At 38.4% G+C, this 23,691-nt stretch carries 12 protein-coding genes; all 12 read left to right on the top strand.

From position 1 onward, the window contains the following. Nucleotides 1-95 precede the first annotated feature (95 nt). Nucleotides 96-2,885 (top strand): M16 family metallopeptidase, encoded by a 2,790-nt coding sequence (locus E0W73_RS06470; RefSeq protein WP_135221268.1) that lies wholly within the window; start codon nucleotides 96-98, stop codon nucleotides 2,883-2,885. 235 nt (nucleotides 2,886-3,120) lie between these two features. After that, nucleotides 3,121-5,139: a protein-disulfide reductase DsbD family protein gene (locus tag E0W73_RS06465; RefSeq protein ID WP_135221267.1), complete on the top strand. Its 2,019-nt coding sequence runs from the start codon at nucleotides 3,121-3,123 to the stop codon at nucleotides 5,137-5,139. A gap of 257 nt (nucleotides 5,140-5,396) precedes the next feature. Then, nucleotides 5,397-7,577, top strand: a complete 2,181-nt coding sequence (locus E0W73_RS06460) for an HAD-IIB family hydrolase (protein WP_135221266.1) — start codon at nucleotides 5,397-5,399, stop codon at nucleotides 7,575-7,577. Nucleotides 7,578-7,584: 7 nt separating this feature from the next. Next, nucleotides 7,585-9,114, top strand: a complete 1,530-nt coding sequence (locus tag E0W73_RS06455) for a glycoside hydrolase family protein (protein WP_135221265.1) — start codon at nucleotides 7,585-7,587, stop codon at nucleotides 9,112-9,114. 378 nt (nucleotides 9,115-9,492) lie between these two features. Then, the gene (locus E0W73_RS06450; protein ID WP_135221264.1) at nucleotides 9,493-9,897 is read left to right on the top strand and encodes a hypothetical protein; all 405 of its coding nucleotides are present in this window, start codon (nucleotides 9,493-9,495) and stop codon (nucleotides 9,895-9,897) included. A 100-nt stretch (nucleotides 9,898-9,997) separates the two neighbouring features. Then, nucleotides 9,998-11,653, top strand: coding sequence for a peptidase domain-containing ABC transporter (locus E0W73_RS06445; protein WP_135221263.1), 1,656 nt, complete (start codon nucleotides 9,998-10,000; stop codon nucleotides 11,651-11,653). A gap of 2 nt (nucleotides 11,654-11,655) precedes the next feature. Further along, nucleotides 11,656-13,008, top strand: coding sequence for an HlyD family secretion protein (locus E0W73_RS06440; protein WP_135221262.1), 1,353 nt, complete (start codon nucleotides 11,656-11,658; stop codon nucleotides 13,006-13,008). 1 nt (nucleotide 13,009) lies between these two features. After that, nucleotides 13,010-14,407 carry a TolC family protein gene (locus E0W73_RS06435; protein ID WP_135221261.1) on the top strand — a complete coding sequence of 466 codons (1,398 nt, stop codon included), beginning with the start codon at nucleotides 13,010-13,012 and terminating at the stop codon, nucleotides 14,405-14,407. Between the two features lie 459 nt (nucleotides 14,408-14,866). Continuing rightward, nucleotides 14,867-15,250 (top strand): response regulator, encoded by a 384-nt coding sequence (locus tag E0W73_RS06430; RefSeq protein ID WP_135221260.1) that lies wholly within the window; start codon nucleotides 14,867-14,869, stop codon nucleotides 15,248-15,250. A gap of 110 nt (nucleotides 15,251-15,360) precedes the next feature. Further along, nucleotides 15,361-16,803 carry an ATP-binding protein gene (locus E0W73_RS06425; RefSeq protein WP_135221259.1) on the top strand — a complete coding sequence of 481 codons (1,443 nt, stop codon included), beginning with the start codon at nucleotides 15,361-15,363 and terminating at the stop codon, nucleotides 16,801-16,803. 2 nt (nucleotides 16,804-16,805) lie between these two features. Beyond that, nucleotides 16,806-17,237: a response regulator gene (locus E0W73_RS06420; protein ID WP_135221258.1), complete on the top strand. Its 432-nt coding sequence runs from the start codon at nucleotides 16,806-16,808 to the stop codon at nucleotides 17,235-17,237. A gap of 48 nt (nucleotides 17,238-17,285) precedes the next feature. Further along, on the top strand, nucleotides 17,286-23,642 hold the full coding sequence (locus tag E0W73_RS06415; RefSeq protein ID WP_135221257.1) for a HAMP domain-containing protein: 6,357 nt from the start codon (nucleotides 17,286-17,288) through the stop codon (nucleotides 23,640-23,642). Nucleotides 23,643-23,691 lie beyond the last annotated feature (49 nt).

Genomic DNA, 23,691 nt, shown 5'->3' with positions numbered 1-23,691 from the left:
CAGTCTCGTTTCGGTCAAAGTTTTCAATTCTGAAGTTAGATGGAACACTACATACTGAAAACTGAACACCCTATAATAAATTCTCAATCAAAAAAATGAAAAAATACATCTTTCTGGGCTATTGCTCATTAGCTTTCTGCGCTCTTTTGTCAGCGCAAGGGAATTCGGTTAACTTTAAGAAAATAAAGGAATTAGGCGGAATCGAAGAATATTTGTACCAGCCAAACGGAATGAATGTTTTGCTTCTGCAGGACAATGCCTCTCCAGTGGCAACCGTACAGATTGTATATCGTGTGGGCTCTAAACACGAGGTTTTAGGGAATACGGGGTCTACGCACCTTTTAGAACATTTGATGTTTAAAGGAACTCCCACATTCAACAAGAAAAACGGCAACACCATTACCGACGTTCTGCAAAATACAGGAGCGCAGCTGAATGCTACAACTTGGTACGATCGAACGAATTATTTTGAAACGCTGCCAAGCGATAAGATCGAACTGGCAATCCAGATCGAAGCAGACAGAATGCGTAATTCGTTGCTGCTGAAAGAAGATAAAGAGGCCGAGATGACTGTGGTTCGCAACGAGTTTGAGCGTGGAGAGAACAATCCGAATGCCTTGCTGGATAAAGAAATCTGGGCTTCGGCTTATATCGCTCATCCGTATCACCATTCGACGATCGGGTGGAAATCGGATATCGAGAATGCTCCTATTGAAGTCCTAAGAAATTTTTACAACACCTATTACTGGCCGGATAATGCGACTTTGACCATTATCGGAGATTTCAGAAAAGAGAATGTTTTTGCGTTAATCGAAAAGTATTTCGGAAAAATCACAAAAGCACCGCATGCAATGCCACAGCCTTACACAGAAGAACCCCCGCAGTACGGGCCTCGTAAAATTGTGGTGAGAAAACCGGGGGAATTGGGTGTTGTTAATAAGGCCTACAAAATTCCGGGTGCTTTGCACGAAGATCTTCCGGCCTTGGGAATATTGGCACAGATTATCGGCAATGGTCCTTCTGCTATTTTAAACAAAACTTTTGTAGATACCCGTTTAGGAATTTATTCGTATGCCAGCGCAACAGAATTTAAAGAAGTGGGATTGTTTACCATTGGAGTAGGATTCCCAACTACTTCAAAACACGAAGATATTGATGCCAAAATCAGTGAGGTTGTGGCAAAAATTCAGAAAGAAGGCGTGACTCAGGATGAGGTAAGCCGCGTTGTATCAAAAATCAGCGCTCAGACAATCCTGGCACGAGACGGCTCTGGCGTGATTGCATCAGCGTTAAACGAAGCAATTGCAGCCGGCGACTGGACAGACTACATTACAGGAGTCGAACGCCTGAAAAAAGTCACTCCAGCAGATGTCCTTCGTGTGGCAAATAAATATCTGGTTGAAGACCAAAGCACAACAGGGTACTTTGTCCCAAAACAAGCCGGAGCTCAAAATAATGCTTCCGCTAAAGCGAATAATTACATGCCAGAAAACGGCCCGTTTTATTACAGACATTCTCAGGAAGGCCATATTCATGAAGAAGTTTCACCTGCGCCAACTTCAGTGCAAAAATCATCAAAAGAAATTGTTGCAGCAGAAACTTTAATCGAGAAATCTGCTTCAGCATTCAAGAGAGAAAAAGTATCCGGAATCGATGTGGTTTCGGTAAAAACGTCAGCCAAAGATTTTGTGACTGTTGCAGCGAGCATTTCATTGGGAAATTATGCCAGCGAGACCAAAAATGACATCATACCGGCATTGACAGCCTCAATGCTGTCGAAAGGAACAACGCTCAACGACAAATTCAAGTTTTCAGAAAAACTGCAAAAATTGGGTGTGACGCTAAACGTAAATGCGACGACTTTTAAAATCAGTATCGGATTTAAATGCTTGAAAAAGGATTTAGATCAGGTAATTGCCTTATTGGCGGAAGAACTAAGAAATCCGTTGTTCGATGCCAAAGAATTCGAAAACTTGAAACAGCAGTTTATCGGGAATACACAGCAGGATTTAAACGATCCAGGTGAAAGAGGCGGCATCGCTTTATCTCAGGCCATTTATCAGAAAGGGAATCCAAATTATAGTTTAAGCGTAGAAGACAATATTGCCAATATCAAAAATGCGACTTTGGATGAAGTGAAGGCTTTCCATAAAAAATATTTCGGAACGGCTTCAATGCGCCTTGTAATCGTGGGCGATACTGACGGAGCGAACCTAAACGCTTCACTGAAAAAATCATTCAAAAACTGGAATGGAGGAGTTACGGAAAAACTAAAATTTGAAGAAGCCTCAAAAGCAGCTTCAAAAACAGAAGTAGTAACCATTCCAGAAAAACCGAGTGCGGAATTATTCATTGGTCAGTTTACAGGTCTAAAAAGAGCCGACGCTGACTATATTCCGTTTTACATCGGAAATTACACATTGGGAGCCGGATTTGCAGGACGCTTAATGCAGACTGTTCGTGATGTTGACGGATTGACGTACAACATTTCATCCGGAACAGGAGGGAATATCGAAACGGGAGGCTATTGGTTTGTAAACGCTTCCTTCAATCCGAATTTATTCCAGAAAGGGCTTGAGGCGACGATGGTGCAGGTAGATAAATGGGTAAAAGAGGGAATCACAGCAGAAGAGCTTGAGAACAAGAAAACCAACTTAATCGGAAGTTTTAAAGTGGGAATGTCAACGACAAGCGGAATGGCAAGAACCATCTTGAGTTTCATTGAAAGAGGATTAGAGCCGAATTATATTGACCAGTATCCAAAAGACATCGAAAAAGCCACTCTGCAGCAGGTAAACGATGCGATTAAAAAGTATGTGAAACTGGATAAAATGATCATTATTAAATCGGGTTCTTTGGACAAAGACGGGAATCCATTGAAATAAGTATTCAGTGATTTTTAGTGTTCAGTGTTCAGGTTTTTAGTGGTCAGTCCTTTCAAACTTTGACAAAGTTGAATTTTCAAACTGAACACTAAAAACCTGTATACTGACCACTCAAAAAAAAAGTCTTCCAAATACTTCATTTTAAAATCTGAATTAGTAAGCCAAATTTTATAGGAAAGACTTTCAAGAGCTGTCGGCAAGCAGCTCTTTTTTTTAAATCAAACTCAAAAAAACAATGAAAAATAGTATCATTATAGTACTGTTGCTTCTTTCGGGAAGTATGTTTGCCCAAATGTACAATCCTGTAAAATGGTCAACATCTGTAGAGAAAGTATCAGATAAGGAATATATCTTAAAAGCCAAAGCCGTAATCCAATCCGGATGGCATTTGTATGGACAATATATCGAAGAAGGCGGACCTTCGAGAACTGCTTTTACTTTCAAAAATACCAGTAAAAAATTCGAACTTGTTGGAAAAACAACTGAAGAAAAAGGGCATGAAGTGGTGGACAAAATCTTCGATATGAAAATCAAATATTTTGAAGATAAAGCACTTTTTACACAGAAAATAAAACTGGCTTCAGAAGGCATTTCTAGCATTGACGGAGAAGTAGAATTTATGGTCTGCGATGACAGCAATTGTTTACCGCCAACAACTGAAGAATTAGTTTTTAAAATTCCAGCAGAAAAGAAAACCACGGCTGCCGCAGAAACGACGGCAGTGAAACAAGATTCTATAAGTACTGATGAAGTAACTGTATCAAAAGCTGTTGATAAAGCAGAAAAAACAAAGAAAGCAGTAACAGCTGCAACGACAAAGAAAAATGAAAAAAGAGGTTTGTTGAGCATTTTTATCATTGCGTTTTTATCAGGTTTTGCAGCTTTACTGACACCTTGTGTTTTCCCAATGATTCCGATGACGGTAAGTTATTTTACAAAGCAGAGCAAAACCAAAGCAGCCGGAATTCGTAACGCCATGATTTATGGCTTTTCAATCGTAATTATATATGTTTTGCTAGGTTCAATCGTAACCGCAGTTTTTGGTGCAGATTCGTTAAATGCACTTTCAACGAATGTCTGGTTCAACCTGATTTTCTTTATTTTATTAGTTGTTTTTGCCATTTCATTTTTGGGAGCTTTCGAAATTATGTTGCCAAATGCCTTGGCAAACAAAGTCGATTCGCAGGCAGATAGAGGAGGAATTATTGGAATTTTCTTTATGGCATTGGCATTGGCGATTGTCTCTTTTTCGTGCACAGGTCCAATCGTTGGAACACTTTTGGTCGAAGCCGCTTCAAAAGGCGGAATAGCTCCAATTGTCGGCATGTTAGGATTTTCAATAGCCATTGCGCTTCCGTTTTCATTATTTGCGGCTTTCCCAGGATGGTTAAACGCATTGCCAAAATCAGGAGGATGGCTCAATACCGTTAAAGTGGTTTTAGGATTTCTGGAACTGGCTTTGGCTTTCAAATTTTTGTCAAATGCCGATTTAGTATTGCAATTGCATTGGCTGGAAAGAGAAACTTTCTTAGCCATTTGGATCGCCGTATTCGGAATGCTGGCTTTTTATTTATTCGGAAAAATTACTTTACCGCATGATTCGCCTCTAAATCATATTTCAGTCGGAAGATTAGGTTTTGGTCTTATAGTTTTGAGTTTCACCATTTATCTGATTCCGGGACTTTGGGGTGCGCCGTTAAAAATTATCAGCGGTTTCCCTCCTCCGATGCAGTACAGCGAATCTCCAAACGGATTGGGCGTTTCCGGAAATTCAGAGTTAAAAATAACGGGTTCGCTGCCTGAGGGAGCAGAACACGGTCCGCAGAATATCATCACTTTTCATGACTATGACAAAGGAATGGAATATGCCAAAAAACAAGGAAAACCAGTCTTGTTAGATTTCACGGGATATGCCTGTGTAAACTGCCGAAAAATGGAAGAATTGGTTTGGTCCGACCCTAAAGTTTTAGGCGTCTTAAATAACGATGTGGTGCTGATTTCGCTTTATGTGGACGATAAAAAAGAGCTTCCAGAAAGAGAACAGTATGTTTCTGAAACTACTGGAAAAAAGATTAAAACAATTGGCAACAAATGGAGCGATTTACAGATTAAAACCTACAAAGCAAATGCGCAACCGTTTTATGTAATTGTAGACCACAACAGTAATTCGTTGACAGAGACCTCTGCATACAATCCGGATATCACAGAATATTATAATTGGCTTCAGTCGGGTATCAAAAATTTCAAAAAATAGCAGATTTATCATTTTATTATCCTGTAAACACACAAGAGCCTTATGACAGCGTATGTTTTAAGGCTTTTGTATTTTTAGAAGTCTTTGTGTTTTGTATCATCATTTTTTTAGCATTTTATTGATTTTCAAGTCTGTTTTTTAACAGTAATATACCGTTTTTCCATATGTCAATGTTGTAATGAAACTGTTATTTTTTTGTAAAAGCTGCCGTTAAAATGTGTCGAAATTTGTAACTTAAAATTTCTTAGAAGTAAAAAATGATGAAAAAATTACGAATTTCACTTATAAATATACACGGACTTTTAAAGGGTTCTGGCCTTGAAATTGGTCGGGATGCTGATAACGGAGGACAAACAAAATACATATTCGAACTTGCAGAATTTTTATCACAGCATGAAGATGTAGAGCATGTTCATCTATTTACAAGATTAATAGACGACCGTTCATTATCGCCAGAATACGCGGTTCCGATTGAGGTTGTCAATGAAAAATTAGACATTCGAAGAATTCCTTTTTTAGGAAAAAAATACCGCCCGAAAGAACAGCTTTGGGAAGGTCTCGATACTTTTGTAAGCGGTGTAATGCAACACATCAAAGCGCATAATATATATCCAGACTGGATTCACTCGCATTATGGCGATGCGGGATATGCGGCAGCCGAATTGTCGTCGGTATTAAATATTCCGTTTGCACATACTGGACATTCTCTCGGTTTTTATAAAAAGAAAAAACTGCTCGAAAGCGGCCAGAGTGAAGAAGAATTAGAAAAGAAATTTAAATTCAAAGCCAGAATTGCAGCTGAAGAAAAAACATTAGAACTTTCTGAATTTATAGTGACTTCTACAGAGCAGGAAATCGAAACATATAAAGCGTATAAAAATTTTGAACTCGCAAAATACCACGCTATTTCGCCCGGAATAGATACCAGAAAATTTGTTCCCTATTATTATCACGAATCCGATAGCGATAAAAATATGGAGGAGGCGCAGCGTAAGTATTGGGTTTCAGAAAGCATTGCCAAATTTTTGACCAATCCGCACAAACCTTTTATTCTGGCACTTTCGAGGCCAGATCGCCATAAAAATCTGAGCACTTTGATAGAAGTGTACGGCAAGGATAAAGAATTGCAGAGTATTGCCAATTTGGTCATTTTTGCCGGAATTCGAAAAGACATTCAGAAAATGCCCGAATCTGAAAAAAATGTCCTGACCGATTTGTTATTATTGATGGACAAATACGATTTGTATGGCAAAATGGCGATTCCGAAAAAACATGATGTCGAAAATGAAGTATCGATTATCTACCGTCATGCAGCAGAAAAAAGAGGAGTATTTGTAAATCTGGCGCTTCACGAAAATTTTGGTTTAACTGTTATTGAGTCGGCAAGTTCAGGACTTCCGGTGGTGGTTACCAAAAACGGAGGGCCGGCAGAAATTATTCCGGTCTGCCAAAACGGAGAATTGGTTGATCCGCAAGACGAAAACCAAATCAAAAAAGCCCTTAGAAACATCCTTACCGACGAAAATCAGTGGAAATATTATTCCAACAATGGCGCCATCAACATTCAGAAACATTACAGCTGGGTCAACCACGTAGATCAGTATGTCGAATTGGTAAAAGAAAATTTATCAGTTTCTTCTGGTGCAGGAATCAAAAAACAGCATTATGCCAATATCAATGTTGACCGCTTAAAGCGAAAGGTCGAAAACTTACTTGTATCAGATATCGACGGTACTTTGATTGAGCCAAAATTAAATAATCCCGGTTTGATAGAGCTAAAGAACCATTTGACCAATCGTACCGATAAAATGGCTTTTGCGATGGCTTCGGGACGAAATCTTGAATTGGTCAGGAAAATCATCGAAGAAGAAAAATTTTCATTGCCCGATTTTATAATCTGCTCGGTAGGAACCGAAATTTACTATACCAACGGAAAAGAATACATTCTCGACAAGGGCTGGGCCAAATTTCTCGCCGGACGCTGGAAAAGAGATGAGATTGTTCAAAAGCTTTCGGCAGTTAAATGGATAAAAATGCAGGAAGACGAAGCACAAAATCCGTATAAAATATCGTATTACTACGAAAAAGAACAATACGACCATGACGAACTTGTAAGGGTTTTGGGCAACGGATGGTACAAAATCAATATTATTCCGAGCCACGGACAATACCTGGATTTTATACCCAAACGCGCATCAAAAGGAAATGCCATCAAGTTTTTATGCAGAAAATGGGCAATTCCGCTGACCAATGTAATTGCTGCTGGCGATTCTGGTAATGATGTTGACATGTTTAGAGGGCCGATCAAAGGAATCATTGTCGGAAATCGAAGTGCAGAATTAGCCGATTACGAAACCACTAAAAGCATTTATGTGGCAAAAACCGCTGCTTCGCTGGGTATTTTAGAAGGATTAAAGCATTATAAAATCATTAAATAAATTAAATATGTATTCAGGTTCAGGATTTAGTAATTGGGAAATAGGAGATGTAGATGTTTTTATAGACGAAAATGGAGTTCATCATTTGTTTCATCTTATTATTCCCAATCACGATTATATTGCTCATGCAGTATCAAAAGATGGTCTTTCCTGGAAAAGAGTAAAAAATGCTCTTTTTGTTGGCGATCCCGGCGAATGGGATGATGATATGTTGTGGACGATGCATGTCAGTAAAAAATCGACAGGAAAAGGATATGAAATGTATTATACAGGTCTGAAACGTCAGGACAAAGGCATAGAACAAAAAGTAGGGCGTGCCGTTTCCAAAGATTTGATTCATTGGACCAAAGAAAATTCGTATGGCATGCCCATTAAAAGCGAACCGCCTCATTACGAAGGGCCTACCAATAATCCGCGAGAATGGATCAGCTTTAGAGATCCTTTTAAATATCGGTATGAGGGAGAAGATTATCTGTTGGTCTGCGCCCGCAGTGCTTCTGGGCCAATTTACCGCAGAGGTTGTGTAGGTGTCGCCAAAAGAGAAAAAGAAGGTTTTGTTTTGCAGAAACCGCTTCATATTCCGTATGTGTATGACGATGTAGAATGTCCATGCGTTATTGAGATAAAGGGCTCACACTATCTTCTGGGCTCTATTCGTGAAGATATAAAAGTACGATATTGGTCGTCGCCAGAATTTAGAGGAGAATATTGTGCGTTTCATAATAATGTGCTTTTGCCTCAAGGCAATTACGCTGCTCGTGTGGTCAAAAACGAAGATCATTTTTTGGTGTACAATTTTTATTTTGCCGACGGAAATGTCAACACCCACCGTGTCATTCCTCCTCCTAAAGAGCTGGCTACCGATAGCAGCGGTAGATTACTGCTGAAAAGTTATTATTATTGGGAAAAACTGTATCAGAAAACCATTCACCAAAAAGACTTGCCACATCCGCTTCCTGTTTTAGGAAATCCGACTGCCGAATTTGTGATTGAAAACGAAAACAAGTGGCGATTTGGATGCCGAAGCGGTTATGAAATCTATTCTTTTGAAAAGCCTTCATCAGATTTTGTTTGGGAAGGCACTTTTTCTGTTGAAGGACTCGGAAAAACCGGTTTTGTGATTGAGTGCGACAAAGAAGGTACAGGCTATTATATCTCGATTGATTTTGTGAATGGATTTGTGCAGTTTAGAGCCTGGGGATTTAATGAAAAAGATGTAAAAAACAACTTTATATTTGAGAATATCCAAACCAATCAATTTGAAATACAGGAAGACAGACAGATTTATTTTAAAATCATCCGTTACGGAAATTACTATGAGCTGTCTATCGATGATATCGTAAAACTTACTTTGCTTGATTTTAAATATAGCGAGGGCAAAATCGGAATTTATGTTTGTTCGGCTACTATTTCGGTAAGTGATTCTAAAATTCATGTCATTCCAGAACCTGAGAACGAGTATGCTTCTTCGGATCCCGAAAAATATCAGAAAGATTATTCACGAATGATGCAGATGGGAAATGAAAAATCGCATTAATTGTAGCAAAGCCTGAAAATCTTATTTTGCAAAAGTCAGCAGGAAATTCCTTCTGACTTTTTTTTATAATTATTCTTAATAATAAAATCCCAATATTAGATTAAAAACAGAACTCGTTTATTAATAACAAGTTAAGATTTTGTATTTACGCAAATTCTAATGTTATTCTAATGTACCGAAAAAAATTTAACTCTAAATTGCGCGCTCAGAAAATTGAGCAGAACTGCCTTAAATCACTGGGATTTCGATTGAAATTCGTTTGATTTTTTTATACTAAAAAATAAATTTTGAGGCAAAACAAAAACCTGAATCTAAAAAAAATGATTTCAACGGTTTAGTAAAATTTTAATTGAGAGAGAAAACTTTTATTTTTTAGAAATGTTGAATAAGATTAAAAATAGCTTTTTATGCAAGTTCCTTCAGGTGCTTCTGGTGGGCTATTTTTTAATCAGCAGCCTTAACATCGCAAACAGTGTCGGCCGTATTGTGGCAGATAATTCAGAAACGCAAACTGCTAAAGGCATGGCATGCAATTTTCTAAAAAAAATATTCAAATGCGACGGAATTCCAGAAGAATTGGATGATTACAAAACAAAAGATTCTAAAACGGCAAAGCTGGCAAAAGGTATTCCGCCCATGGAGTATTTGCTTTCGTCAGATACCTCAATGCCCAATTTATATTTTCTAGCCGAAGCTAAAGGGAAAAATTACATCGATAATCCTATTTTCTCTTTTGGTTTTCATGGTAAGATTCATTTACCGCCTCCCCAAAGTTTGATATAAATAATAGTTTTTTGATGGATAGGAAGAAATTCTTACATCCTGAATGCGGTTTTTGCCGTATATTTATCTATCTATAATCTTGTATTTTATATCTAAATTCATGACACCATTAAAACGTTTTTATAATTTACTCACACTAGACAAGCGCGACGTATACCAAATCGTATTTTATGCCGCTTTTGCAGGGTTGGTAAATCTTTCATTGCCTTTAGGAATTCAGGCGATTATTAACTTTATCCAAAGCGGACAGCTGAGTGTTTCCTGGATTGTTTTGGTTTTCTTAGTAACTATCGGAGTTGGTTTTGGGGGTATCCTGACTATTTTGCAACTCCGAATTGTAGAAAATCTGCAGCAGCGAATCTTCGTTCGTTCTTCATTTGAATTTGCATACCGAATGCCTTTGATTAAGTTCAAGGAAATGTACACTGAGTATGCGCCCGAAAAAGCAAACCGCTTTTTTGACACCCTGATGGTGCAGAAGGGAACTGCAAAGCTTTTATTAGATTTCTGCACTGCCTTTCTTCAGGTTGGTTTAGGTATTATTCTTCTGGTGCTGTATCATTCTTTCTTTATGGTAATCGGACTGTTGTTTATCGCGATTTTATACATCATTTTTAAATTTTCTTACAAAGACGGACTCGAAACCAGTCTCAACGAATCAAAATTTAAATATAAAGTAGCGGCCTGGATTCAAGAAATTGCCAGAAATCGCGAAAGTTTCCGTAAAAAAGGAGGTTTTGATTATGCTTTGGAACGTAACGACGGGTATGTAAGCCATTATGTAAATTACCGCGAAAAACACTTTCAGGTAATGAAAAAACAATACATTCAGCTCACTATCTTTAAAGTAATTGTAACCGCTGCCTTATTGTCTATTGGTGGTTTTCTGGTAATTCATCATCAAATGAACATCGGGCAGTTCGTTGCAGCTGAGATTGTTATTGTGCTTTTAATCAATTCTGTAGAAAAAATTATTTTCGGATTAGAATCATTCTATGATGTTCTGACTTCATTAGAAAAAATTGGACAGGTTACCGATATGGAAATTTCATGCATTCCGCAGACTTCTAAAGTGAGCGAAACCGGAATTACTATTGAGACAGAAAGCATATCGTATAATTATCCTGACCACAATAAAAAATCGCTTAAGAATATCAATCTGAAAATCGCTCAAGGCGAAAAAATATTGTTGAGAGGAACAAACGGTGCAGGAAAAAGTACGTTATTGCGTTTACTTTCTGGTCTGCTTGAACCTGAAAGCGGTGCAATGTACGTGACAGATAATTTTATGAACCGTCTCGACGAAGATACCTATAGAGCTCAGGCGGGGACTTTTCTGCAAGGTGATACACTTTTTGCAGGTACCATTAAAGAGAATATTCTTTTTGGAAATGAAGCGCTAAACAGCGATGATTTAAAATGGGCTTTGGATAATGTCTGTCTTACGCCTTATATAAAAACATTCCCGAACGGACTTGAAAATCAGGTTCATCCGGGAGGCCGTGAACTTTCAGCTTCTGATGTGCAGAAAATCTTGCTGGCGCGAAGCATTGTTCATAAACCTAATATTTTATTCCTCGAAGATCCAGTTGATAAGATGGATGAATTGACTTCTGGTAAAATAATTGATTTTTTACTTTCTGAAGAAAATGACTGGACGGTAATTGTAACTTCTAAAAGCGATATCTGGAAGAACAAATGCAACCGTATGATCACGATTGACGACGGAAAAATTATTAACGACATAAAGCTTTAATCATGCTCAATATATCAAAAGATAATCATGTATTGATAACGCCGGGAAAATACGCTTCTATAACCAGCGTTGCCCGAAGACCTCATTATAAAATTTTAAACAGAGTTATTGTCGTATTTTTGATTTTTTGTGCTGCCTGCCTTTTTCTGCCTTGGACACAAAATATTTCGGGCAGCGGTTCTGTTACGACTTTAAAGCCAGATCAAAGACCTCAGACTGTTCATAACGCGATTGCAGGACGTATCGAGAAATGGTATGTTCAGGAGGGAGATTATGTAAAAAAAGGAGATACGATTCTTTTTATTTCTGAGGTAAAAGAAGATTACCTTGATCCTAATTTGGTTGGAAATACCAAAGATCAGGTAGAAGCAAAAAAGATGGCGCTAGAATCTTATGGAGACAAAGTAAGCTCTCTTGATGTTCAGGCACAGTCTTTAAATGCTGAAAGAGAGTTAAAACTGCAACAGGCCCAAAACAAAATCAGACAGGCGCAGCTTAAGATAAAAAGCGACAGTATGGATCTTGAGGCTGTTAAAACGCAGTTGAGAATTGCCAAAACGCAGTTTGATCGTTCTACGGCATTAAATAAAGAAGGTTTGAAACCGCTTACAGATGTGGAGCAGAAAAGATTAAAACTGCAAGAATCTGAAGCATATATTATTACGCAGCAAAACAAACTCTTAAGCAGCAAAAACGAATTAATTAATGCTAAAGTCGAGGTAAACCGAATTACGGCTGAATATTCTGAGAAAATTTCGAAATCAAGAAGCGACAAGTTTACTGCACTAAGCACGCAGTATGATACCGAAGCACAGGTAAACAAGCTGCAGAACCAATATACCAATTATAGGTTAAGAAGCGGTTTGTATTATATTACAGCACCTCAGAGCGGTTATGTAAACCGTGCCTTGTTGGCGGGTCTTGGAGAAACAATCAAAGAAGGGACACCAATTATTAGCATTATGCCAGCAAGTTATGATATTGCTGTAGAGACTTTTGTAGATCCGATAGATTTGCCGCTAGTACACCGTGGCGCAAAAGTGCGCGTTTGGTTTGACGGATGGCCGAGAATTGTATTTTCGGGCTGGCCGGGATTGTCTTACGGAACTTTTGGAGGCCGCGTAGTGGCTATAGAAAACTTTATAAGCGCCAATGGCAAATACAGAATTTTGGTTTCACCAGATGGAAAAGATCATAAATGGCCGAAAGAATTGAGTATTGGTGCAGGAGCACAGAGTATTGCATTGCTGGAAACGGTTCCGGTATGGTACGAAATATGGCGAAATCTGAACGGTTTTCCGCCAAACTACTATAATTCAGGCGAAAAGGAAACAAAAGGAAAGGAGAAAAAGTAAAATGAGAAACAGTATAAAAATATTTTCTTTTTTATTCTTGTTTGGTTTTTTTCAATTGCATAGTCAGGATTTCAATAAAGAAGAATTAAGCTTTAGCGAGTTCCTCGGTTATGTCAAAAAATATCATCCGCTAGTAAAACAGGCTGATCTTGAAGTTAGTAGTGCTCAAGCTAAACTCATGACAGCCCGTGGCGGATTTGATCCTAAAATTGAAGTCGATTACAATAAAAAAGAATTTAAAGGAACAGAATATTATTCAATCCTGAACAGCAGTTTTAAAATTCCGACTTGGTACGGAGTCGAAATAAAGGCAGGATTTGATGATACAGACGGGCAATACTATAATCCGCAGAATCGTACTCCAGAAGCAGGATTGACTTCTCTAGGAATCAGCGTTGCTTTAGGACAAGGCATGTTTATAAACCAGCGAATGGCAGACGTAAGAGAAGGAAAACTGCAATTGAGACTAAGCGATGCTGAACGTAAGCTTAGAGCTATTGAAGTTCTGTACAAAGCCAGTGAAGCCTATTTTGAATGGCGTAAAAGTTATAATGAAGCCGAATTATACAAAAGATATCTTGGCTTTGCGAGCACTCGTTTCCAGGGCGTTAAAAAGCTTATTGAATTGGGAGATTCGCCATCTATAGATAGTGTTGAAGCCAAAATCACAGTACGAAACAGAGAACTTAATGTAGAAAATGCTAATCTGAAACTAGCAAAAGCAAAACTGAATTTGTCTAATTATTTATGGATTGAGAATGTGCCGGTCGAGCTTGATGATATGGTTAGGCCAGAACAAGATTTAATTCAGACTGTAGAAGAAACACTCAAAACAGATACCATGATGGTAAATGTGGAGTCTTTAGATACGCATCCAAAAATGCAGGCTTTAGAAAGCAAACTTTCTATTCTCGAAGTCAACCGACAGCTCAAGGCAAATGCGCTGCTTCCAAAAATCAACGTGGGCTACAATTATATTTCAGAACCGTCTTATTTTGATACCTTCAATGCAGATGATTATAAGTTCAATATAGATTTCAGTTTTCCGATTTTTTTAAGAAAAGAACGTGGAAGCTTAAAAATGGCTAAAATTAAAATTCAGGATTTAAAATTCGATATAGGACAACAACGTTTAGAATTAAAAAATAAGATCAAGGCGCAACAAACGGAAATTACGTCTCTGAGAAAACAAAAATCAGTAATTGACGAACTTGTAAATGATTATACAATGATGCTTAATTCTGAAGAAAAATTATTCTCATTTGGAGAAAGTTCAATATTTCTTATCAATTCGCGGGAGAACAATCTGGTAAGTGCAAAATTGTCGCAAATTAGTATAGAAAATCAATTCTATATCTCAAATGCGGCATTGTATAGAATTCTAGCAAATCCAGATTAAAGAGTTTTATTTTTAGATACGTTGGTTAAATTAGTTAAATGGATAAGGATGAGCAAAATATAATGCCCATCCTTTTCTTTTGGATTAAATCCAAGTTTCAGAATTTCGATTCGAAATGTGTGAATTTTATAAGTTTTGGCGATTATTATATAAGAGCTTAGAAATACAAAAACATAATATTTGTTCCTGCACTGTAGCAGGACATGTTCTAAAACTGCTGCATAGTTAAGTGGCTTTAGTATTGTCTTTTAACACAATCTGTTCGGTTTATTATAAAAAATGCAAATTCTTTTGGTAGATTATTCATTTAAAATTCAAAATTTTATTGGATAATAAGAATTAAAGAATGTACGCTGGTCTGTTTACTTATAAAGTCAAAAGATTATTTTAAAAGAGGATTGGTTGCAACAACTAGTTGAATCATAAAAACATATACCTAAAAACATAAAAAATAATACCATGACTTACACTAATATATTGCAGATCGACGACGATTTTGATGATTGTGAATTGTTTATGGAAGCCTTAGAAGAGGTTTCGACAGCATCTTATACTTCTATCTGTAATCCTGTTGAAGCACTTCGCCAATTGATTGAAAAAGAGATACACCCCGATGTAATTTTTCTGGATTTAAATATGCCGATCATGTCCGGACTGGAGTTTTTGACAGAAATAAAAAAAGAAGAAAATCTTAAAGAAATTCCAGTTATTATTTTTTCGACTTCGCAGCTGGATGATATTATTCGTGAAGCCAAGTCATACGGTGCTCATGAGTTTATTTCAAAACCAAATAATTTTAATGACTTAAAGAAAATCTTAAGCCGATATGCTTTTGCAGGTTAAATAGTATTGTTACAGATTCTTAGTTTAGAATTCATAAATCTTTAAAAAAGCTTTTTAAAGGATTGTTAAATAAGGTCAAGCACTATGAAACAGATATTTAGTTTAAGTAAATGAAATTATCTACTCAAATACTTGCAGCATTTACTTTGATAATTTTGCTGTCTGTTGCCGACTCATATACCAATTATATGCTGTCTAACAAGGTGCATCGTAACTCGAAGTTTTTGGCAAGATCAGAAGAAATTATACGTAATTCTAATAAAACCCATAAAGCGATTATTGATATGCAGAGCGCTTTTCGCGGTTATCTGCTAACAGACGACCGCACTTTTCTGACCTCGTATTTTAAAGGTCTTAGTTATGTGCCGCTTCTTATCAAAGAACAACGTCGTCGAATTGGAAACAATAATAGGCAGCGCTCCATTTTAGATTCGATTAGCACCCTTCACAATAATTGGCTGCTTTATTCGACAGAAATGATAAAGGCCAGAAAAGAAGCACCAAAATCTTATGAGAATCTCTTTGAGAATTCGTTAAAAAAACATGTCGGAAAGAAAATCAACGATGAGATTTCAGATAAGTTTTCAAGATTTGATCGCATAGAATATAGACGCAGGAAACATCATACCGATACGTTGCTTACTTCGTTAAAGTACGCTCGGACATTTTCGCTTATCTTTCTGACGCTTACTGTTATAGTCGGAATTTTAAGTACTGTTTTTATTATGTTCATCATCAATAGAAGAATTACTTCGATGGTAAAGCTGGCAGAAAATATCGCAAAAGGAAATTTTACTAAGGTAAAAGATACAAGAAATGATGAATTGACCGCATTAACGGTTTCGCTCAACAGCATGTCGAGTAAATTGGACAAAAATATTCATGAGCTCAGAAATCGAAATGACGAACTCAACAAGTTTGCTTATGTGGTTTCGCATGACCTCAAGGCGCCTATACGCGGAATTCATAATGTTGTAAGCTGGATTCATGAAGATCATGAAAAAGAATTGTCTCCAGATCTTAAAAGATATCTGAGAATTATTCCCCAAAAAACTCGACGAATGGAAGCCCTGATTAACGGTCTGCTCGACTATGCCAGATTAAATAGAAAGGTGCCTTCTGAACATATTGATACCAATGCGCTGGTTCATGAAATCGCCGATTCTATTGTTCCGAGAAATTTTAAATTAGAAATAGGAAATCTGCCCAATTTATACACCGAACAAATCAAACTAGAACAAGTGTTTGCCAATTTGATCAGTAATGCAGTAAAGTACACGCCTCAGGAAGATGCAACAATCGAGATTACCTGCAGGAAAAGAAGTTCCTATTATGAGTTTTCGGTAAAGGACAACGGAATCGGAATTGCGGTAGAATACCATCAGAAAATATTTGAAATATTTCAGACACTCAGAGAACAAGACGAACAGGAAAGTACTGGTGTGGGACTCGCAATTGTTAAAAAAATTATTGACGATCAGGACGAAAAAATCATTGTCAAATCGGAGGTAGGCAAGGGCAGTGAATTTATTTTTACATGGAGAAATAACTAATTATGAAAAAACCAACAATCTTACTGATAGAAGACGATGAATTGGACATTATTAGTGTCGAAAGGTCTTTAAAGAAAATAGAAAGCGAGTATATGCTTTATACAGCTTATAACGGTATTGAAGCACTGCGAATTTTAAGGGATGAAAGTATCGGCCTGGTTCCAGATGTTATCTTATTAGATATTAACATGCCAAGAATGAACGGAATAGAATTTCTGCAAGTCATTCGGGAAGACGAAAAACTAAAAGATTTGAAAGTCTTCATCATGACTACTTCTTCTGAAGGAAGAGATAGAGCCGAAGCCGAAGAACTGGGTATCTCAGGCTATATTATCAAGCCTTTGAACTATACAGAAAACACAAAAAGGCTGGATTCGATGGACGCTTTTGTGCAGTTTCATTTGAGAAAAATACTTCTTGACGAAAGTATCTAACAAATTAATGATCAGATTTTTTTAACTATTCGATAAAGAATTGGGAATATGAAAAAAAGTAAAGAAAATAGCAAGAGAGACGAGGCTGTTGTCGCGTTTCCGATAGTTACGGCAGAAAAATCTTCAAAATCAAAATCTAAAAAAGCTGATGCTGAAGAATCTATTTTGACTGACGCAGAGTTTTTGAAAATACTGCTAAAAGTTAAAAATGGAAACTTTACACAACGGTTCCCAACGGATCAGAATGGTATAAAAAGATCAATTTGCGATACCTTGAATGAAATCATTGACCTTAATGAACGTATGGTTTTTGAATTCCAAAAAGTTGGGAAAAGTATCGGAAAACAAGGAAAGTTGACCAACAGAGTAGCTCTAGATGGCGCAAGAGGATCATGGAGTTCTTGTGTTGATTCTGTCAATACATTGATTTCAGACCTTGTACACCCAACTATAGAAATTGCACACGTAATCACTTCTGTGGCAAAAGGAAATTTATCTCAGGAAATGCCTCTATCTATTGAGGGAAATCCGCTTCAGGGAGAGTTTCTCAGAATCGCCAAAGAGGTAAACGGAATGGTAAAACAGCTGAATTTATTTTCGATGGAGGTGACCCGTGTGGCGCGAGAGGTAGGAACGGAAGGAAAACTCGGTGGTCAGGCCAAAGTAAGAGGTGTTGGTGGCGTGTGGAAAGATTTGACAGACTCCGTAAATAAAATGGCATCTAACTTAACGGGTCAGGTGCGAAATATTGCAGATGTAACAACTGCCGTAGCAAAAGGAGATTTATCCAAAAAAATCACCGTTGACGTTAAGGGAGAAATTTTAGAATTAAAAAATACCATCAACACCATGGTGGATCAGCTGAACTCTTTTTCTTCTGAGGTTACCCGTGTGGCGCGTGAGGTAGGAACTGAAGGGAAACTTGGCGGACAAGCACAAGTAAAAGGAGTAGGAGGAACATGGAAAGATTTGACCGATTCTGTAAATCAGATGGCGTCTAACTTAACGGGTCAGGTGCGTAACATTGCCGATGTAACAACGGCCGTAGCAAAAGGAGATTTGTCCAAAAAAATCACCGTTGACGTTAAGGGAGAAATTTTAGAATTAAAAAATACCATCAACACGATGGTGGATCAGCTGAACTCTTTTTCTTCTGAGGTTACCCGTGTGGCAGTAGAAGTAGGGTCAGAAGGAAAACTGGGAGGACAAGCCAGAGTGCGAGGTGTTGGCGGTGTATGGAAAGACTTGACCGATTCTGTAAACCAGATGGCATCTAATCTTACGGGTCAGGTACGTAATATTGCCGAAGTAACAACGGCTGTGGCAAAAGGCGACCTTTCTAAAAAAATTACGGTAAACGTTGCGGGAGAAATTCTGGAACTTAAAAATACCATCAACACCATGGTGGATCAGCTGAACTCTTTTGGTGCCGAGGTGACGCGTGTAGCGCGCGAGGTAGGTTCTGAAGGAAAGCTGGGCGGACAAGCCAAAGTAAAAGGTGTTGGAGGGACTTGGAAAGATTTGACCGATTCGGTTAATCAAATGGCATCAAATCTTACGGGTCAGGTGCGTAACATTGCAGAGGTAACCACTGCCGTTGCAAATGGAGATTTATCTAAAAAAATTACGGCCGTTGCCGAAGGAGAAATTTTGGAACTAAAGAAAACCATCAATACGATGGTGGATCAGCTGAATTCATTTTCTTCTGAGGTGACCCGTGTGGCGTTAGAGGTAGGAACTGAAGGAAAGCTTGGAGGTCAAGCCAAAGTAAAAGGTGTCGGCGGAACGTGGAAAGATTTGACCGATTCTGTAAATCAGATGGCATCAAATTTAACAGGTCAGGTGCGTAACATTGCCGAAGTAACTACTGCGGTGGCAAAAGGCGATTTGTCTAGACAAATTACTGTTGATACCAAAGGAGAAATCCTCGAATTAAAAAATACCATCAACACCATGGTGGGCCAGCTGAACTCATTTGCTTCTGAGGTAACTCGTGTGGCACGTGAGGTAGGAACGGAAGGAAAACTCGGAGGTCAGGCTCAGGTAGAAGGAGTAGGAGGAACGTGGAAAGATTTGACCGATTCGGTAAACCAAATGGCATCAAACTTAACGGGTCAGGTTCGTAATATTGCTGAAGTAACTACCGCGGTGGCAAAAGGCGATCTTTCGCTCCAGATTACAGTAGACGTAAAAGGAGAAATCTTAGAACTTAAAAATACCATCAATACCATGGTAGACCAGCTTCGAGGCTTTGCTTCTGAGGTAACGCGTGTATCTCGTGAGGTGGGTACCGAAGGAAAACTGGGAGGTCAGGCAAACGTACCGGGAGTAGCGGGAACGTGGAAAGATTTGACCGACTCTGTAAATCAGATGGCAGGAAATCTTACTGCACAAGTTCGTAATATCGCCGATGTGGCAATTGCGGTTGCCAACGGAGATATGTCACGAAAAATTACGGTAGATGTTCGTGGCGAGATTCTTCAATTAAAAGAAACCTTAAATACGATGGTAGATCAGCTTCGGGAGTTTGCTTCTGAGGTGACTCGTGTGGCACGTGAGGTAGGAACCGAAGGAAAGCTGGGAGGACAGGCCAACGTACCGGGAGTTGCGGGAACATGGAAAGATTTGACCGATTCGGTAAATCAAATGGCCGGAAACTTAACGACTCAGGTACGTAATATCGCCGAAGTAACGATTGCCGTAGCCAACGGAGATATGTCCAAAAAAATTACAGCCGACGTTCGTGGAGAGATTCTGCAATTAAAAGAAACCGTTAATACAATGGTGGATCAGCTTAGAGCCTTCGCTTCAGAGGTGACTCGTGTGGCGCGTGAGGTAGGAACGGATGGTAAATTGGGAGGACAAGCTTTTGTTCCCGGAGTTGCTGGAACGTGGAAAGATTTGACTGATTCTGTAAACCAGATGGCATCGAATCTTACAGGTCAGGTGCGAAATATTGCCGAAGTAACCAAAGCCGTAGCAAACGGTGACCTTTCTAAACAAATTACCGTAGATGTTAAAGGAGAAATCCTGGATTTGAAAAACACCTTTAATACCATGGTGGAACAGTTGAACTCATTTTCGTCAGAGGTAACACGTGTGGCACGTGAGGTAGGTACAGAAGGAAAACTGGGAGGACAGTCTGAAGTAAAAGGTGTGGCGGGAACTTGGAAAGACTTGACCGATTCGGTAAACGTAATGGCTTCTAACTTAACAGGTCAGGTACGTGGAATCGCTAAGGTCGTAACTTCTGTAGCGAAAGGAAACCTAAAACAAAAATTATCGATTGATGCTAAAGGAGAGGTAGCACAGCTTACAGATACGATAAACGAAATGATTGATACGCTGGCCACATTCTCGGATCAAGTAACGACGGTGGCGCGTGAGGTGGGAGCAGAAGGGAAACTGGGCGGTCAGGCAAATGTACCAGGAGCATCGGGAACGTGGAAAAATTTAACTGAAAACGTAAACCAGCTTGCGGCGAATCTGACAACTCAGGTACGTGCGATTTCTGAGGTGGCTTCTGCAGTAACTCAAGGGGATTTAACACGAACCATTGGAGTTGAGGCGAAAGGTGAGGTAGAAGCGTTGAAAGATACCATCAACCAAATGATTTCGAACTTGAAAGCAACAACGTTGCGTAATCAGGAGCAGGATTGGCTGAAATCGAATCTGGCAAAATTCACCCAAATGCTTCAAGGACAGAAAGAATTAAATTCGGTTACCAAAAAAATCCTTTCAGAGCTGGCAACGGTGGTTACAGCCCAACACGGATTGTTTTACATCCTTCAGGAAGATGAGGATTTTATGGATTCAAAACTGAATCTGATTGCTTCTTATGCGTATATCAAAAGAAAAAACTCTCCTACGCAATATGCAATGGGAGAAGGACTTATTGGTCAGGTAGCGGTTGAAAAAGAAAGGATTATTTTAAGCAATGTCCCTAAAGATTACATCAGGATTAATTCTGGTCTGGGAGATGCCAAACCTAAAGACGTTATTATTCTACCGGTTCTTTTTGAAGGACGATTAAAGGCAGTCATTGAGCTGGCTTCACTTGACACTTTCAGTCAAACGCATTTGGATTTCCTTGAAGGATTGACAGAAAGTATCGGAATTGTACTGAATACGATTGAATCGAATTCGAGAACTGAAGAATTGTTGGTTCAGTCACAGTCTTTGGCAAATGAGCTCAAAAGCCAGCAGGAAGTACTCAAAAATACCAACGAAGAACTAGAAGAAAAAGCAATCTTATTGGCAAACCAAAAAGAAGAAGTAGAGCTTAAAAACCAAGAAGTTGAGGTTGCGAGAAAAGCATTGGAAGAAAAAGCCGATCAGCTGACGCTGACTTCTAAATATAAATCGGAGTTTTTGGCAAATATGTCGCACGAACTTCGAACACCGCTGAACAGTTTACAGATTTTAGCAAACGAACTGATTGCCAATCGCGACGGAAATTTATCCGAAAAACAAATTCAGTTTGCAAAAACAATCAATTCTTGCGGCGATGACCTTATTCAGCTCATTAATGATATTTTGGATCTATCAAAAATCGAGTCGGGTTACATTTCAGTAGATTACAATCCGATTAGTTTTGTAGAAATCAGCCGTTTCGTAGAATCTACTTTCAATCCGATTGCGGCCGCAAAACACCTGCGCTTTAAAATTGAAATGGATGAAGAGCTTCCTGAAATGATGGAAACCGATTCGCAGCGATTGAATCAGATTTTAAAAAACCTGCTTTCAAATTCATTCAAATTTACCGAGAAAGGAGAAGTACAGCTCAAAATATATAAAGCCAATAACAACTGGAAAATTAACAATCTCAGCCTAGAAAATGCTGAAGCAGTAGTAGCATTCGAAATTTCAGATACCGGAATTGGTATTTCAAAAGAAAAACAAAATATTATTTTCGAGGCGTTCCAGCAAGCAGAAGGTTCTACGAGCCGTAAATATGGAGGAACAGGATTAGGGCTTTCCATCAGCCGCGGACTTTCAGATTTGCTTGGAGGAAGCATCGAATTAGAAAGCGATACCAATGTAGGAAGTAAGTTTACGCTTTTCTTGCCATTGCAATATGTCGATATCTCTGAAATCGCAAATATCGATGTGACAGAAGAACAGGATGTTAAAGGACGAATTAAATCTCTTCCGTCAGAGAAATTCAATAGATCGGATATCGATTTGTTTTTTGTTGACGAGGTGGGAGACGATAGAACCGACATCAAACCAGAAGACAAAGTGCTGCTCATTGCCGAGGACAATCTGACTTTTGCTAAAATAATGCTCGAACAGGCACATGTAAACGGTATCAAAGCGATTGTGACCACTAAAGGAAATGATGTGATTGATTTTATCAACCAATTTAATCCGCACGCCATTACAATGGATTTGAATATGCCGGACACTAGCGGCTGGAAAATTCTGGACAGACTTAAAACCGATTTCAATCTGCGCCATATTCCGGTTTATATTATTTCTGGTGAAGACGAAAGAAACAAAGGGCTTAAACGCGGCGCTAGAAATTTTTTCCTAAAACCTGTAAAAAACGATTCACTTTCGTACCTTTTTAATGATATTCATGATTTCAAGAATAAAAAAGTAAAGAATCTTTTAGTTGTAGATGATAATCCGCAGGAATTAGAAAGAATAGTAAGCGCAGTCAGCGGAGACGATATTACCGTATTCAGCGCCAAGACAGCAGCAGAAGCGGTAACTCTTTTACGAGAAAAATCGTTTGATTGCATTATTTTAGATTTAGTGCTTCCAGATGCCGATGGTCTTGATTTGATTACAGATTTAGAAAATAATATTGCAGGTCAGGAAACCGCAATCATTGTGCATTCGGCAGGAGATTTGACAAAAAAGCAAAAATTGCGTTTAAACCGTTTTGCTCACAGCATTATTACTAAAAGTGCAGTTTCTATGGACGAGTTGATTGATCAGACAGCCTTGTTCATGCATCGTGTCCACAAAGAACTGCCTTTGGAAATGCGCAAAAAAATCGAGTCTTTTTATTTGAAGGAAGATGTTTTGTCTGGAAAAAAAGTATTGCTTGTTGATGATGATGTTCGTAATCTATTTGCGTTAACCACAGCTTTGGAACGCTATAATCTGGAAGTGATAAGCGCAGAAAGCGGTCAAGAGGCAATCGATATCTTAAACCAAGACGAATCGATTGATATTGTTTTGATGGATATCATGATGCCAGAAATGGATGGTTACGAAACGATGAAACGCATCAGAAAAGAAGAAAGACATAAAGATCTGACAATTATTGCCGTAACGGCAAAAGCAATGAAAGGCGACAGACAGCGTTGCATCGAATCGGGAGCATCTGATTATATGACAAAACCGGTAAATGTAGAACAATTGTCTTCTCTAATGCGTGTTTGGCTTAAATAATGTAAATTTATATGAAGTTTTAAAATCAAAAAAATAAGGATCGGAAATC

It is taken from the genome of Flavobacterium foetidum, assembly GCF_004634245.1.
In the GTDB taxonomy this organism is placed as follows: Bacteria; Bacteroidota; Bacteroidia; order Flavobacteriales; family Flavobacteriaceae; genus Flavobacterium; species Flavobacterium foetidum.
Note: the sequence above shows the minus strand (reverse complement) of the source record. Positions and strands in the feature narration are given on the sequence as shown.

What these genes read in the sequence shown, in the direction of transcription:
- E0W73_RS06420 (WP_135221258.1), top strand. Translation starts at nt 16,806, where the DNA reads ATGAAAAAACCAACAATCTTACTGATAGAAGACGATGAATTGGACATT.
- E0W73_RS06415 (WP_135221257.1), top strand. Translation starts at nt 17,286, where the DNA reads ATGAAAAAAAGTAAAGAAAATAGCAAGAGAGACGAGGCTGTTGTCGCG.
- E0W73_RS06440 (WP_135221262.1), top strand. Translation starts at nt 11,656, where the DNA reads ATGCTCAATATATCAAAAGATAATCATGTATTGATAACGCCGGGAAAA.
- E0W73_RS06445 (WP_135221263.1), top strand. Translation starts at nt 9,998, where the DNA reads ATGACACCATTAAAACGTTTTTATAATTTACTCACACTAGACAAGCGC.
- E0W73_RS06435 (WP_135221261.1), top strand. Translation starts at nt 13,010, where the DNA reads ATGAGAAACAGTATAAAAATATTTTCTTTTTTATTCTTGTTTGGTTTT.
- E0W73_RS06465 (WP_135221267.1), top strand. Translation starts at nt 3,121, where the DNA reads ATGAAAAATAGTATCATTATAGTACTGTTGCTTCTTTCGGGAAGTATG.
- E0W73_RS06425 (WP_135221259.1), top strand. Translation starts at nt 15,361, where the DNA reads ATGAAATTATCTACTCAAATACTTGCAGCATTTACTTTGATAATTTTG.
- E0W73_RS06450 (WP_135221264.1), top strand. Translation starts at nt 9,493, where the DNA reads ATGTTGAATAAGATTAAAAATAGCTTTTTATGCAAGTTCCTTCAGGTG.
- E0W73_RS06430 (WP_135221260.1), top strand. Translation starts at nt 14,867, where the DNA reads ATGACTTACACTAATATATTGCAGATCGACGACGATTTTGATGATTGT.
- E0W73_RS06455 (WP_135221265.1), top strand. Translation starts at nt 7,585, where the DNA reads ATGTATTCAGGTTCAGGATTTAGTAATTGGGAAATAGGAGATGTAGAT.
- E0W73_RS06460 (WP_135221266.1), top strand. Translation starts at nt 5,397, where the DNA reads ATGATGAAAAAATTACGAATTTCACTTATAAATATACACGGACTTTTA.
- E0W73_RS06470 (WP_135221268.1), top strand. Translation starts at nt 96, where the DNA reads ATGAAAAAATACATCTTTCTGGGCTATTGCTCATTAGCTTTCTGCGCT.